Raw genomic sequence first — 14,546 nt, 5'->3', positions numbered from 1 at the left:
GGCCGAAGGCGCGAGGAGGTCCGCGGTGGCGGAGGCGGGGGCGGAGACGAAGGCCGCGGCCGGGCAGCGGGTGCGTACGGTCTGCTCCTACTGCGGCGTGGGGTGCGGGATCGTCCTGGACATCGCCACGGGCGGCGACGGCCGCCGTACGGTGGCCAAGGTCTCCGGGGACAAGCAGCACCCGGCGAACGCCGGGCGCCTGTGCACCAAGGGCGCCACGCACGCCGACCTGATGGCCGCGCCGGGCCGGCTGACCACCGCGCTGGTCCGCGGCGAGCGGGGCGCCGGGCCCGCACCCGCCCCGGTGGAGGCGGCCGTCACCGAGGCGGCCGTGCGCCTGAGGGAGATCCTCGACGCGCACGGCCCCGACGCGCTGGCGCTCTACGTCTCCGGCCAGATGTCCCTGGAGGCCCAGTACCTGGCGAACAAGCTGGCGAAGGGCTTCCTGCGGACGAACCAGATCGAATCCAATTCGCGGCTGTGCATGGCGAGCGCCGGCACCGGCTACAAGCTCTCGCTCGGCGCCGACGGACCGCCCGGCTCGTACGAGGACTTCGAGCGGGCGGACGCCTTCTTCGTCATCGGCGCCAACATGGCCGACTGCCACCCCATCCTCTTCCTGCGGATGATGGACCGCGTCAAGGCCTCCGGCGCCAGGCTCATCGTGGTCGATCCCCGGCGCAACGCCACCGCCGACAAGGCCGACCTGTTCCTGCAGATCCGGCCGGGCACCGACCTGGCCCTGCTCAACGGTCTGCTGCACCTCCTGGTCGAGGGCGGCTGGACCGACCCGGCCTTCATCGGCGAGCACACCGAGGGCTGGCAGGACATGCCCGCCTTCCTGGAGGACTACACACCCGACCGGGTCTCCCGGATCACCGGCATACCGGAGGCCGACATCCGGCTGGCCGCCCGCTGGATCGGCGAGGCGGGCGAGTGGACGAGCTGCTGGACCATGGGCCTCAACCAGTCCACCCACGGCACCTGGAACACCAACGCCCTGGTCAACCTGCACCTCGCCACCGGCGCCATCTGCCGCCCGGGCAGCGGCCCCTTCTCGCTCACCGGCCAGCCCAACGCCATGGGCGGGCGGGAGATGGGCTACATGGGACCGGGGCTGCCCGGCCAGCGCTCGGTCCTGGTGGCGGAGGACCGCGACTATGTCGAGGAGCTGTGGGGCGTGCCGAAGGGCACCCTGCGCACGGACGTCGGCCGCGGCACCGTCGAGATGTTCGAGAAGATGGCCGCCGGTGAGATCAAGGCGTGCTGGATCATCTGCACCAACCCGGTCGCCTCCGTCGCCAACCGCAGCACCGTGATCAAGGCCCTGGAGACCGCCGAACTCGTCATCACGCAGGACGTGTTCGCGGAGACCGAGACCAATGCCTACGCCGACATCGCCCTGCCCGCGACGCTGTGGGCCGAGGCGGACGGGGTCATGATCAACTCGGAGCGCAACCTCACCCTGGTGCGGGGCGCCGCCGACCCGCCCGGCGAGGCCCTGCCCGACTGGCAGCTGATCGCCCGGGTCGCCTGCGCGATGGGCTTCGCCGAGGCGTTCACGTACACCTGTGCCGAGGAGGTGTTCGAGGAGCTCCGGCAGGCCTGGAACCCGAAGACGGGCTGGGACCTGCGCGGGGTCACGTACGAGCGGCTGCACTCGGGCCCGGTGCAGTGGCCGGCCGCCCCGGGCGGGCCGGACCGCAACCCGGTCCGCTACCTCAACGACGGGGTCAGCCAGACCCTGGCCGAGCGCCCGGACGGCACCCGCCCCCGGCTGCTCTTCCCGACGGCGACGGGACGGGCCGTCTTCTTCGCCCGCCCCCACCTGCCGGACGGCGAACTCCCCGACGACGACTACCCGTTCGTGCTCAACACGGGGCGTCTGCAGCACCAGTGGCACACCCTGACCAAGACCGGCAAGGTCGCCAAGCTGGGCAGGCTCAACCCCGCACCGTTCGTGGAGATCCACCCGCAGGACGCGGCCGCGCTCGGCATCGCGGAGGGCGACGGGGTGGAGGTGGCCTCCCGGCGCGGGCGGGCCGTGCTGCCCGCCGTCGTCACCGACCGGGTCCGGCCCGGGAACTGCTTCGCCCCCTTCCACTGGAACGACCTGTTCGGCGAGTACCTCAGCGTCAACGCCGTCACCGACGACGCCGTCGACCCGCTCTCCTTCCAGCCCGGGTTCAAGATGTGCGCGGTGACCTTGGCCAAGACCCGGGCCCCGGTCCCCGTGGCAGCCCTGCCGGCCGGTACGGGCGCGGATTCCGGGGCTGCCCGAGCCGGGGCCGGAGCCGCCACCGCCACCGCCACGCTGGCCCCTCCCGTGGCGGCCGCCGCCGCGACGGCCGCCCTCGCCTCCTTGTTCGGGCTGGAGGACCGGACCCCGCCCGCCCTCTCGGACGGGGAGCGCCAGTACCTCGCCGGTTTCCTCGCCGGGCTCGCCTCCGCCCCGCCCGGCCCGGGCGTTCCCTCGCTTCCCGCCGGCGCCCCCTTCGAGGCCGGGCACGCGCTCTGGGTCGACGGTGTCCTCGCCGGCACGTACTCGCGTACGGCGGCCGCCCTGGCCGCCGCTCCCCCGGCCGCTCCGGCCACCGCTCCCGCCGCCCCGGACCGCCCGGTCCGGCAGACCACAGTCCTGTGGGCCTCGCAGACCGGCAACGCCGAGGACCTCGCGGCCACCGTCGGCGCGGCACTGGCCGGGAGCGGCTTCCCGACGGGCGTGCACAGCATGGCGGACCGTACCGCCTCCGCGCTGACACCCGGCACCGATCTGCTGGTCGTCACCAGCACCTTCGGCGACGGCGACGCGCCGGACAACGGAGCCGCGTTCTGGGAGTCGCTCACCGCCGCCGACGCGCCCCGCCTCCAGGACGTCCGGTACGCGGTGCTCGCCCTCGGCGACTCCACCTACGACGCCTTCTGCGGCCACGGCCGCCGGCTCGACCAGCGCCTCGAAGAGCTCGGGGGCCGGCGCCTCCTGCCCCGCGTGGACTGCGAGCCCGACTACGAGGAGCCCGCGGGACGGTGGCTGGAGCAGCTGCGCGAGGCCCTCTCGGCCGCCCCGGCCCCGGAGCCCGCGCGGAAGCCCCGGCCCGCGGCGGACCGCAACTCCCCCCACACCGCCCGTCTGTCCGGCAACCGGCTGCTCAGCCTGCCCGGAGCCACCAAGGAGGTCCGCCGGTTCACCTTCGACCTGGGCGAGGACGGCCCGGCCTACGAGGCCGGCGACGCCCTCGGGATCCAGCCGGTCAACTGCCCCGGACTGGTGACGGAATGGCTGGCCGCCACCGGCCTCTCCCCGGACGCGGAGGTCGTGGTGCCCGGCCGCGACCCCATGCCGTTCGCCGAGGCCCTCCACCGGCACCTGGACATCACCCGGCTCACACCCGACCTGCTGCGCTTCATCACCGAACACACCGGCGACCGCACGCTCAAGCAGCTGACCCGCCCCGACAACAAGGACGGCCTCGCCCGGTGGACCTGGGGGCGCCAGCCCGTCGACGTCCTGGCCGAGTTCCCGGTCCGGATCGGCGCCCAGGAGTGGGCCGAGCGCCTGCGGCGCCTGGGGCCTCGCCTCTACTCGATCTCCTCCAGCCCGCTCGTCGACCCCCGCGCGGTCAGCCTGACCGTCTCGGTCCTGCGCTACGAGGGGCCGGACGGCAGGCACCGCAAGGGCGTCGCCTCCGCCTTCCTCGCGGACGCCGAACCGGGCACGCCCGTACCGCTGTTCGTGCAGAGCTCGGCGCACTTCCGCCCGCCCGCGGGCGCGGACACCCCGGCCGTCATGGTCGGCCCGGGGACGGGCATCGCGCCGTTCATGGCCTTCCTCGAACACCGCCGGGCGCTCGGCCACCAGGGCGGGAACTGGCTGTTCTTCGGCGAACAGCGCCGCGCCCGCGACTTCTACTACCGTGAGGAGCTGGCGGAACTCCACCGGCACGGCACGCTCACCCGGCTCGACCTGGCCTTCTCCCGGGACCAGCGGACCAAGGTCTACGTCCAGGACCGCATGCGCGAGCACGGCGCGCAGCTGTGGTCGTGGCTCCAGGACGGCGCCCACTTCTACGTGTGCGGTGACGCGAGCCGGATGGCCAAGGACGTGGACCGGGCGCTGCGCGAGATAGCCATGACGCACGGCGGCCTCGACGCGGACGAGGCCGCCGCGTACCTGAAGCAGCTCTCGGCCGCCAAGCGGTACGGCCGCGACGTGTACTGAGCGCCCTCCCGTGGACGCATGCGCCTGGTCGACACCTCCAACATTGCCTGCTCAGACGCAGTGCATTTTGGGCCTTCCAACAAGCATTTGCCATGTGATTGTCGAATATCGGCCGCAGATGCAGGATGGTGTCGGAAGGTTGCAGGCGGAGGAGGACATCTGATGGGCGAGGGAGATCACGGCAGCGCCGTCCGTGGCTGGCTGCGGGGCATCGAGGTGTTCGCGGGACCCCTTCCGGAGTTCGAACCGGAGCGGGCTCCGGCCGATCCCGTACGGCTCTTCCTGTCCTGGCTCTCCGACGCCGTGGCGGACGGCCTGCGCGACCCGCACGCGATGACGCTGTCCACCGTCGACGAGGCCGGCGACCCGGATGCCCGCGTGCTGATCCTCAAGGGCGTGGACGGCGCCGGATGGCAGTTCGCCGGGCACGGTTTCAGCCCCAAGGGCCACCAGCTGGCCGTCCATCCGCGGGCCGCGCTCACCTTCTACTGGCCCGGGCACGGCCGCCAGGTCCGCCTGCGCGGGCCCGTGACGCCCGGCTCCGCCCAGGACAACGCGACCGACTTCCTGGGCCGGTCGGACTCGGCGCGCGCCGAATCGCTGCTGGCCCGCCAGAGCCAGTACCTGGCGGACCCGGCGGAACGCGACCAGGCCCTGGAGAAGGCCCTGGCGCTGATCCGGCAGGAGCCCTCGCTCGTCGACTCCGGCTGGACCCTCTACACCCTCGCCCCGACCGAGGTCGAGTTCTGGCAGGCGGCCCGCAGCCGCGTGCACACCCGGCTGCGCTACGAACGGGCCGGGGACGCCTGGGAACGCTTCCGGCTCTGGTCCTAGGACCCCCACGAACACCCGCGCCCGATGGCACAACCACCCGCGTGCGGGCCCCTCCCCCGTTCCTGCTCACAAGGCGAGGCAACACCGTATGACCACACGCACCCCGTACGGGGGCGGAGCCATCGGCTCCCTCTCCGCCGGCCACTCCCCCCACCGCCGCCCGGACGAGCGCATCGCCCGGTTCATCGCCGAGGCCCTCGGCGACTCCCGGACCGTTCTCGACGTCGGCGCCGTCGCCGAGGACCTGCCCTTCGCCGACGGCGAGTTCGACGCGGCGATGACCCTGTTCGGCGTCCGCCAGTGGCCCGACGTACGGGCCGGGCTGCGCGAGATGCGGCGCGTGACCCGGGGGCCGGTGGTCATCCTGACCTGCGACCCCGACCTGGTCCGGGACTTCTGGCTGTACCGGTACGCGCCCGAGGTCCTCGACACCGAGGCCCTGCGCCACCCGACCGTCGAGGAGCTGGCCTCGGCCCTCGGCGGCTCCGGCACGGTCCGGACCGTGCCCATCCCCCTGGACTGCACCGGCGGATTCAACGAGGCCTACTACGGGCGCCCGGAGACACTGCTCGACCCGGCCGCCCGGCAGGCGTGCTCGGCCTGGAGCTTCGTCGACGACCGGGTCCGCGAGCATTTCGACCGGACCCTCCGCGCGGACCTGGAGTCCGGGGCCTGGGACGAGGAATTCGGCCACCTGCGCAGTCGGCCGACCTATGAGGGATCGCTCGTGATCGTGCGCGCGACCCCGTAGGACGAAGCGGAAGAAGAGGAAGAACGCGATGTCGGTACCCGACCGGATGGACGAACGACTGCGCGCCCTGGGGCTGGTGGAGGCCCAGCGCATGGCCGAGGCCCTCTTCGCCGCAGCCGCGGCCCGTGGCCTGGTGGCACCGGGCCGCAGTGAACGCGAGGTGGGCGACCGGATCGGGGACCTGGCGAGGGAACTGTTCGGCACGTCCGCGCGCCTGCCCGGGCCGATCGTGCGCTCGGGCCCGCACACCCTGCTCCCGTACGGTCCGGAGACACCGGACCGGGTGATCGGCGAGGACGACGTCGTCGTCGCCGAACTCGGTTCGGTGCTCGCGGTGTCCGAGGCCGGATTCGCCTCGACCCTCGTCGTCGGCGAGGACCCCGACAGGCAGCGGCTCGCCCTGGACCTGCCGAAGGTGTTCGCCGCCTGCCGCGAGGCCCTGCTCGCCGACGCGCGCCTCACGGGCGGGCGGCTGCACGCCGAGCTCCGGGCGCTCGCCGCCGCGGCGGGCTGGACGGTGGCCGGATGGCACTGTGGTCACCTGGTCGGGGCGGACCCCTCGGCGGGCGCATGGGACGCGCGGCCGGACGCGTACATCTGCCCGGAGAACGACCGTCCGCTGCGCCGGACCGTCGAGGGAGGGTGGCAGGCCCATTGGGTCCTGGAGATCCACCTGGTCGACGGGCTCCGCGGTTTCGGCGGCTCGTACAAGCGGCTGCTGGACCTCGTCTGACGAACCGCCGGCCGGGCCGTCAGCCGGCTGTCAGGACCAGCGGCGCCGGAGCGCCGTCGGTCCAGTCCGGGGGGATCGCGGCGAGCGCGTCACCCACGGCGGCCCCCTGGAGGAAGGCGGCGCGGTGCCCGTCGGCGATCGTGGCCCGCGGGCCGTCCCAGGCGACGGGCACCAGCCGGGTCAGTCCGGGGGCGGGCCGCGCCCGCCCGTGCACCGGTACGTGCGGCAGGGGACCGAGGGCGCGTCCGGACAGGCCCGCGATCAGGGGCCCGAGCAGGGTACGGGCGGCGACCAGGGCGGCGTACGGGTTGCCCGGCAGCCCCACCACCCAGCGGTCCGGGGCCAGTTCGGCGAGCAGCATGGGGTGGCCGGGCCGGCAGGCGACCGTGTCGACGAGCATCCGCGCCCCGGCGTCGGCCAGCAGCCGGCGCAGCTGGTCGGTGGCGCCGACGGAGGTGGAGCCGGTGACCACGACGACGTCGGCGCCCCGCACCGCGCGTACGGCCCCGGCCAGCCGTCCGTGCGGCCGATCGGGGACGTACCGCACTTCTTCGGTCTCGCCGCCCAGTTCGGCGACCAGAGCCGGGAGCAGCGGCCCGAGGGCGTCGCGCACCCGGCCGGGGCCCGGAACACCCGCGTGGTCCAGCTCGTCCCCGGTGACCAGTACGCCGACCCGGGGGCGCGGCCGTACCGGCAGGGTGTCGTGGCCGCAGGAGGCGGCGAGTCCGAGCAGCGCCGGACCGATCCCGGTACCGGCGGGAGCGAGCCGGCGGCCCGCGGGGGCGTCCTCGCCCGTGCGCCGTACGTGCCGGCCCGGCGGCGGCACGGGCCCGGACACCAGGCCGTCGTCCGTGGTCACCGCCGACTCCAGCGGCAGCACGGCCATGGCCCCGGCCGGCACCTCGGCCCCGGTGGAGATCTCCACGCACTCCGCCGCGCCGAGCACGCCCGCCCAGGGCGCGCCCGCGCGGACGGCGGCCCGTACCCGCCAGGGGCCGGTGCCGGACACCGCGTATCCGTCCATCGCGGCCGTGTCGAAGCCGGGGAGCGGCCGCAGGGTGGGCAGGGCGTCGGCCAGGGTGAGTCCGGCGGCGTCACGCAGGGGAACCGTACGGGCGGGCAGCGGGCGCGCCGCGCCGTGGGCCAGGACCCGGGCCCGCGCCCAGGAGACCACCGGTGGCCGTGCCGGGACCCGGGGCGCGGAGGCGGAAGCGGATACGTGATCGGGGGCGGGTGCGGGTGCGGGCGCGGTCGTCGGAGGCATGGAGACGACTGTCGGCCAGGGGCGTTTCCGGGTCCCCCCGGGAGGGTTGCGGTTGCGCTCCGATCCGCTCACCTCCCGCGCCGTGCGGCTGTGAAGCCCGCATGCACGCCCGAGGGCCGGGCACCGGTGCGGTGCGCGGCCCTCAGGAGGATGCGGGGGGGATCAGGCGGCGGCGAGGGAGATCTCGGTCGACTTGATCAGGGCGACGACGGAGGTACCGGAGGCCAGGCCGAGGGCCTCGACGGCGTCCTTGGTGATCGCGGCGGTCAGCTCGCCGCCCTCGACGGAGACCTTCACCGAGCCCATGGCGCCACCGGTCGCGACGTCCGTGACGGTGCCGGCGATCTGGTTGCGGATGGACAGGCTCATGGAAAACACGCCTCACATGGTCGGAAACGAAATCGCAAGCACTTCTGTGACCTGCGTCATGGCCGAACGTACCCGATGAAGCACGGTGCCCGGAGCGCCCCCATCTCATTCGCCAACCGAATGGACGCGACCTCCTGGCGTATTCCGGAAAGGCCCGAGGTCCTCTTGTTTTCCGGGCTCTCCGCTCGTCTGAACTGGGATTTTTGACCCGGTTGGCGGAATCGGCGCCCCATCGGGCGAGGAGCGGCGAATGGCAGATGCCGGTCTTCCGAGGCTCCATTGGCAGCAAATGCAGCACCGTTTCCGTATCTCGTACCGTGCGTGCGCGAAATACGGGTGACCGGACAGGAGAACACATCCCGCCATGCGCTTCCTCCAGTACGTCCGACAGCGCCGGGCGGTCGTCGGCCTCCTCGGCGGCGCCCTCCTCGTTCCCGTCCTGGCCGCCTGCGGCGGTGGCGGCACCGCCGTCTCCGCGGCCGCCGCACCGACCGCCTCCGCATCGGGCTCCGTACCGCCCGCGAACCTGACCGTGCTCGCCGCCGCCTCCCTCACCGACGTGTTCAAGACCATGGGGGCGCAGTACGAGAAGGAGCACCCGGGCACGAAGGTCGCCTTCTCCTTCGCCGGATCGCAGGAACTGGCCGCACAGGTCAGACAGGGGGCCCCGGCCGATGCCCTGGTCACCGCGGACACCAAGACGATGGACGGCCTCAAGGCGGAGACCGGGACCCCGACCGTGATCGCGAAGAACGAGCTCGTGATCGCGACCGCTCCGGGCAACCCCCACAAGATCGACTCCCTGAAGGACCTGTCCGACCCCGACCTGAAGGTCGTCCTGGCCGCTCCGGAGGTGCCCGCCGGGCGCTACAGCCAGGAGATCATCGACAAGCAGGGCATCACCGTCAAGCCGGTCTCGCTGGAGCCGAACGTACGGGCCGTGCTCTCCAAGGTGGAGCTGGGCGAGGCGGACGCCGGCCTCGTCTACAAGACGGACACGACCGCCGCCAAGGGGAAGGTCGGGGCGGTCGGCATCCCGCCCGACCAGAACGCCGTCGCCTCCTACCCGGCCGCCACGCTGAAGGCCACCAAGAACGCCGCCGCCGCGGCCGCCTACGTCCGGTGGCTGTCCTCGCCGGAGGCCCAGAAGATCCTCCAGGAGGCGGGCTTCCAGAAGCCGTGACCGCCCGCCGCACCGCCGGGCCCCGCCCGCCGCTCCTCCTGGCCCTGCCCGCGCTCCTCGCGATCGCGTTCCTGATGCTCCCGCTGGTCGGAATCCTCGTCCGCACCCGGTGGAGCGAACTCGGCGAGCACCTGACCACGCCCGGCTCCCTGGAGGCCCTGCGGCTTTCCCTCGTCGTCTCGTTCTGGGCGCTGGGCCTCAGCCTGGTCCTGGGCGTACCCATGGCCTGGCTGCTGGCCCGGGTCGACTTCCGCGGGAAGACCGTCGTACGGTCCCTGGTGCTGCTGCCGATGGTGCTGCCCCCGACGGTGGGCGGTGTCGCGCTGCTGCTCGGCTTCGGCCGGCGCGGTCTGCTGGGCCCTTTCCTCGACGACGCCTTCGGGATCACCCTGCCCTTCCACACCTCGGGAGCCGTCGTGGCGGCCACCTTCGTGGCGATGCCGTTCCTCGTCATCAGCCTCGAAGGGGCGCTGGGCGGACTGCGGCCGGGCTACGAGGAGACGGCGGCCTCCCTCGGTGCCACCCCGCTGCGGGTCTTCTTCACCGTCACCCTGCCGATGGTGGCCCCCGGCCTGATCGCCGGAGCAGCCCTCACCTGGGCGCGGGCGCTCGGCGAGTTCGGGGCCACGATCACCTTCGCCGGAAACCTGCCCGGCGTCACCCAGACCCTCCCCCTCCAGGTGTACCTGCTGCTCCAGGACGACCCCGAGGCCGCGACCTCGCTGTCCCTGCTCCTGCTCGTCGTGGCGATGGCGGTACTGGTCGCCCTGCGCGGCCGCTGGACCTCCGGCCACGCGGTACGCGACGCCCCTCATCCGACTCCCGGCGAGGACCCGGTCGCCCGGGCCCCCGAGCCGGACGCGGACGCACTCGCCCCATCCGCGCCCGCCGGCCGCTGGTCCCTGCACGCCGAGGTCACGGGCTTCAACGAGCTCACCCTCGACGCTGAACCCGGCACCACCATCGCCGTGGTCGGCGAGAACGGCGCCGGCAAGACCACCCTGCTGCGCGCCCTGCTCGGCCTCACCCCGCGCGCCCACGCCGCACTGCGGCTCGGCGACGACGACGTGACCACCCTGCCCCCGCACCGGCGGGGCGTGGCGTGGGTCCCCCAGGACGGCGCGCTGTTCCCGCACCTCACCGCGCTCGGCAACACCGCCTACGGGCTGCGCGCGCAGGGCACCGGCCGCGCCGAGGCCCGCTCCCGGGCGCGCCTGTGGCTCGACCGGCTCGGTGTCGGCCATCTCGCCGACCGCAGGCCCGCGCAGCTGTCCGGCGGCCAAGCCCAACGGGTGGCGCTGGCCCGGGCGCTGGCCGCCCAGCCCCGCCTGCTGCTCCTGGACGAACCGCTGGCCGCACTCGACCAGACCACCCGGGCCCGGGTACGGCACACCCTGCGCACCCACCTCGCCGGCTTCGGCGGGGTCTGCCTCATCGTCACCCACGACCCCGTCGAAGCCGTCTCCCTGGCCGACCGGGTCCTCGTACTGGCCCACGGCCGGGCCCTCCAGGACGCACCGCCCGCCGAGGTCACGCGCAATCCGCGCTCCCCATGGGTCGCGCGGATGCTCGGCCGCAACGCGTGGCCGGGAACGACCACGGTGGACGGGCTCAAGCTGGCCGCCGGCGGGTCCGTCGTGGTGGCGGAACCCGTGGCGGAGGGCTCCGAGGCCCTGGCCATCGTCGCGCCCGAGGCCGTCTCGCTGCATCGCGAGCAGCCGTCCGGCAGTCCGCGCAACGTCTGGCCCGGAACCGTCCGTGAGATCACGGCGGCGGGCAGCAGGCTCCGGGTCCTCGTCACGTCCCGGGCCGCCGCCGACGTCGTCTCCGAGATCACCCCGCAGGCGGCCGCCGAGCTGGCGATCGCCGACGGCACCGATGTGTGGTGCAGCGTCAAGGCCACCGAGATCACCCTCGTGCCCTTGTGATCCCGTGATGGTGCGACGCTCCGATCGGCGGCGCGCATCGAAGCGGGCACATACCACGAGAACCGAGCGAAACACCTCGCATATGCCATCCACTCTGGCGCATTCACCTCGTGGATGATTAACTGCCTTCGGGCGGGCCGCTTCGGCCCGCTGCGTGTCCACGTCCTGTCGCCCTGCCGGGTCGACATCGGCCGACCGACACGCACACCGGCCCCGTGACGGTCGAGCGGCTCTCGCCGCCATGGGGAGCACCGGCAAAAGAGGCCCCCGCATGCCGATCGCGGTGTTCGGTACGCGGGGGCCTCTTTGCGTTCCGGCCACCCGTCTCACGGACCGGAGCGCCTCTGGCATATGCGGTCACAATGTGGGCATGCTTGCGCAGATACAGCCTGGAACAGCCGCATCGGCTCGAATGTAAGGATTGAGGTATGGCGGTAGTCGTCATGCAGCCCTCGCCCGGGCAGGCTCCCACCGCCGTGAGCAGGGTGCTCGCCGCGGCGGGTCTGGCCTCCCGGACCGTCCCGCACGCCGACGACGCCGGTCCGTCCGCCGACCTCGCCGGGGTGGAGGGCCTGATCGTCCTGGGCCCCGCCGATCCCGGCCTGCTCCGGGAAGCCCTCGCCGCCGAGGTGCCCGTACTGGCCCTGGAACCGGGCACCCGACTCCTGGCGCGGGCGGCCGGCGCCGCCCCGGGGCCCCGGCCCGACACCGCACCCGACCGCCCGCCGGTGGAACTCACCCGGGCCGCCGGCTCCGACCCGCTGTTCGCCGGGGCCACCCGGCCCTCCCCGGATCTCCGCCCGGCGTGCGACCCGCTGGAACTGCCCGCCGACGCCGTGGTCCTGGCCTCCTGCGACGGGTACCCGGAGCAGGCGTTCCGGATCGGGGCCAGCGCCTGGGGCGTCCGCTTCCTGCCGCAGGAGCTCCCCCTGGACCCCTGGGGCGAGCAGCTCCTGGGCCGGTTCGCCGGCCTCGTGGCCGCCCGCGCCGAACACACCGCCACCCGGGCCTTCTTCACCCGCCGGGCCGACGCCTGGGAGGAGCGGTTCGCCTACCAGACCCCGGCCTACGAAGCCGCGATCGCCCGGCTGCGGCTGGCACCCGGCGGGCGGGCCCTCGACCTCGGCTGCGGCACCGGACGGGCCATGCCCGCGCTCCGGGCGCAGGTCGGGCCCCGCGGCCGGGTGCTCGGCGTCGACCTCACCCCGGCCATGCTGGCCGCGGCCGCCCGGCACGGCCGCACCCGCCACGGGTCCCTGCTCGCCGCCGACTGCACCCGGCTCCCACTGGCCGGTGCGTCCGTGGACGGCATCTTCTCGGCGGGGCTGCTCGACCACCTCCCGGACCCGGCCGCAGCCCTGCGCGAATGGGCCCGCGTCACCGCCGCCGACGGCGTCCTGCTGCTCTTCCACCCGTCGGGCCGGGCGGAGCGCGCCGCCCGGCACGGCCGCTCCCCGGACCCCGACGACCTCCTCGCCGAGGGCAACCTCCGCCGCGTGCTGGGGACCACGGGCTGGCACCTGGAGGAGTACGAGGATGCCGCCGGCCACTTCCTGGCCCGTGCGGTGCCGCGCGGCTGAGCCCGTACGGGCGTGCTCAGAGGCGGTGGATCCGCTCGATCCCGTACCAGTTCGAGACGCAGGCCGCGACCCAGTCCCGCTCGTAGGCGGACGTGAAGAACGGCTCGGCCAGGCTTCCGATGTGCAGGGGCCGGTATCCGAGGTCGGTGGCACCCGCCGCGGCCTCGGTCCGGATGCGGAAGTTCTGGGCGTCCCAGGCCACGGCGCGGGTGACCGTGGCGGTGGTGAGCTGCTTGACGCTCGGGACGAGCACGGCCAGCGAGGCGAGCGCCAGTCCGGCAGCGGCCACGATGCCCGCCGGCAGGACCACGGCGGCGGCCCCCCGGCGCGCCAGGTAGCGGCGGGCCCACACCCCCGGCAGGACTCCGTAGGCGCACAGCGCCAGTTCCATCGGAACGAGGTAGTTCGTCCAGGTACGGGCGTACGTCCAGCCGCTCGGTCCGTAACCGCTGCGCAGCCCCACCACCACCGCGAACGATCCCAGCGCCACCACGAGCACCGGCAGCAGCAGGAGGGCGACCAGCATCCTCCGCGGGACGGTCCGGCCCGGCTCCCGTTTCCCGGGCGCGGGCGCCGCGAGCCCGGCCCCCAGGCCCAGCAGGAGGCCGACGGCGGCGGCTCCGAGGTAGGCCCACTGGCCGGTGACGGTGTCCCACATGTGCAGCCAGTCCTCGTAGGTGCCCCGGAGTTCACCCGCGGAGAGCATGGACTCCTTGGCCGGCTGCTGGGCGCGGCGCCACCGGGCGCCGGGGGACGTGGTGAGCACGATCAGCCCGCAGACGATCCCGGAGCACCAGAGCAGGCACCAGGTGAACGGATGCCAGGTCTGCGCCAGCCCCAGGCGGGGCACGGCCAGCAGCCCCACACAGGCTGCGAGGAGTCCGCTGACGAGGGAGAACGATTCGCTCAGGGTGCCGATCGCGAACCCGATGAGGAACGCCGCGGCGAAGCCGCCCGCGCGTACGGGGGCCCGGGGCTGGCGGACGGTCCAGATGCCCAGCAGCAGCGCCCACACCCCGATGACGCTCGGAATCGTGTGGGAGATCGTGGCCGGTGCCCACAGCAGGACTTGATAGCTGCGGGTGCCGCCGTAGTAGATCACGGCCTGGACGGCCAGGGAGGCGGCGACCAGGAGCAGTACCGGGGGTTTCACGCCGAGGCACCGCAGGAACCGGATCCCGAGCAGGACCAGGCCGATGGTGAAGGCGACGGCGATGACGCTCGGCAGGATCTTCATCCCGGCGAGTCCGTCGCCGTAGACGATGCCGCTCAGGAAGGCGTTGGTGATCCGGCCGTTCTGGGTGGCGTAGAAGTCGTGCGTGATGCCGAGGACGCCCAGATCCCGGGACTTCCAGGCGGCGCACCAGTCGTCCGAGGTGGGCCGCAGGTAGAGGCCGAGGAAGCAGCCGACGGCGATCAGCGCTCCGGCCGCCGCCACCAGGCAGCTGCCCGCGACCGGCAGGAGCCTGCGGACGAACCGGCGATTCCCCTCGGTCGAAGCAGTGCTCATTCACCAGTCCTTCGCAGCGAAGCGCGGCCGGGCCGGCTTCCGACTGCCGATGGGCCGCCGGTTCCGGTCACACCAATGTGCACGGTCCACCGCCCACCGGCATCCGAGAGGAGAGCCGCCCGGGCCGGGCCCGCGGCCCTCCTGGCGTGCGCCACGGGCGTCTCGCCGTGCCGCG

9 protein-coding genes and 1 pseudogene are annotated in these 14,546 nt (G+C 73.9%); 7 read left to right on the top strand and 3 right to left on the bottom strand.

Features of this window, described 5'->3' with window-relative positions; translation table 11 throughout:
• Positions 1 to 25 precede the first annotated feature (25 nt).
• From JYK04_RS37745 to JYK04_RS37730, 4 genes are all read left to right on the top strand, one after another.
• Positions 26 to 4,219 carry a bifunctional nitrate reductase/sulfite reductase flavoprotein subunit alpha gene (locus tag JYK04_RS37745; protein ID WP_229876610.1) on the top strand — a complete coding sequence of 1,398 codons (4,194 nt, stop codon included), beginning with the start codon at positions 26 to 28 and terminating at the stop codon, positions 4,217 to 4,219.
• A gap of 162 nt (positions 4,220 to 4,381) precedes the next feature.
• Positions 4,382 to 5,053, top strand: a complete 672-nt coding sequence (locus JYK04_RS37740; protein ID WP_189744184.1) for a pyridoxine/pyridoxamine 5'-phosphate oxidase — start codon at positions 4,382 to 4,384, stop codon at positions 5,051 to 5,053.
• Positions 5,054 to 5,141: 88 nt separating this feature from the next.
• Positions 5,142 to 5,804 carry a class I SAM-dependent methyltransferase gene (locus tag JYK04_RS37735; RefSeq protein WP_189744183.1) on the top strand — a complete coding sequence of 221 codons (663 nt, stop codon included), beginning with the start codon at positions 5,142 to 5,144 and terminating at the stop codon, positions 5,802 to 5,804.
• A gap of 28 nt (positions 5,805 to 5,832) precedes the next feature.
• The gene (locus JYK04_RS37730) at positions 5,833 to 6,537 is read left to right on the top strand and encodes a M24 family metallopeptidase (protein ID WP_229876609.1); all 705 of its coding nucleotides are present in this window, start codon (positions 5,833 to 5,835) and stop codon (positions 6,535 to 6,537) included.
• A gap of 19 nt (positions 6,538 to 6,556) precedes the next feature.
• Here the strand turns inward: JYK04_RS37730 and JYK04_RS37725 are convergent, their stop codons facing one another.
• A complete protein-coding gene (locus JYK04_RS37725) occupies positions 6,557 to 7,801 on the bottom strand; it encodes a molybdopterin molybdotransferase MoeA (protein ID WP_189744182.1) in 1,245 nt (414 codons plus the stop codon).
• Between the two features lie 162 nt (positions 7,802 to 7,963).
• Positions 7,964 to 8,164, bottom strand: a pseudogene (locus JYK04_RS37720) (TOBE domain-containing protein); the annotation flags it as partial.
• Positions 8,165 to 8,534: 370 nt separating this feature from the next.
• Between JYK04_RS37720 and modA the strand changes: the two are divergent.
• The 3 genes from modA to JYK04_RS37705 all read left to right on the top strand — a co-directional run bounded on the left by modA (position 8,535) and on the right by JYK04_RS37705 (position 12,861).
• The gene (modA, locus tag JYK04_RS37715) at positions 8,535 to 9,353 is read left to right on the top strand and encodes a molybdate ABC transporter substrate-binding protein (RefSeq protein ID WP_189744180.1); all 819 of its coding nucleotides are present in this window, start codon (positions 8,535 to 8,537) and stop codon (positions 9,351 to 9,353) included.
• Positions 9,350 to 11,281, top strand: a complete 1,932-nt coding sequence (locus JYK04_RS37710; RefSeq protein WP_189744178.1) for an ABC transporter permease — start codon at positions 9,350 to 9,352, stop codon at positions 11,279 to 11,281. The genes modA and JYK04_RS37710 overlap by 4 nt, the downstream gene beginning before the upstream one ends.
• 428 nt (positions 11,282 to 11,709) lie before the next feature.
• Positions 11,710 to 12,861: a methyltransferase domain-containing protein gene (locus JYK04_RS37705; RefSeq protein ID WP_189744176.1), complete on the top strand. Its 1,152-nt coding sequence runs from the start codon at positions 11,710 to 11,712 to the stop codon at positions 12,859 to 12,861.
• 16 nt (positions 12,862 to 12,877) lie between these two features.
• Here the strand turns inward: JYK04_RS37705 and JYK04_RS37700 are convergent, their stop codons facing one another.
• Positions 12,878 to 14,371 (bottom strand): hypothetical protein, encoded by a 1,494-nt coding sequence (locus JYK04_RS37700; RefSeq protein WP_189744175.1) that lies wholly within the window; start codon positions 14,369 to 14,371, stop codon positions 12,878 to 12,880.
• Between the last annotated feature and the right edge of the window lie 175 nt (positions 14,372 to 14,546).

Origin of the sequence: Streptomyces nojiriensis, assembly GCF_017639205.1 — a bacterium.
Classification (GTDB): Bacteria; Actinomycetota; Actinomycetes; order Streptomycetales; family Streptomycetaceae; genus Streptomyces; species Streptomyces nojiriensis.
This window is presented reverse-complemented; position numbering and strand designations above follow the sequence as displayed.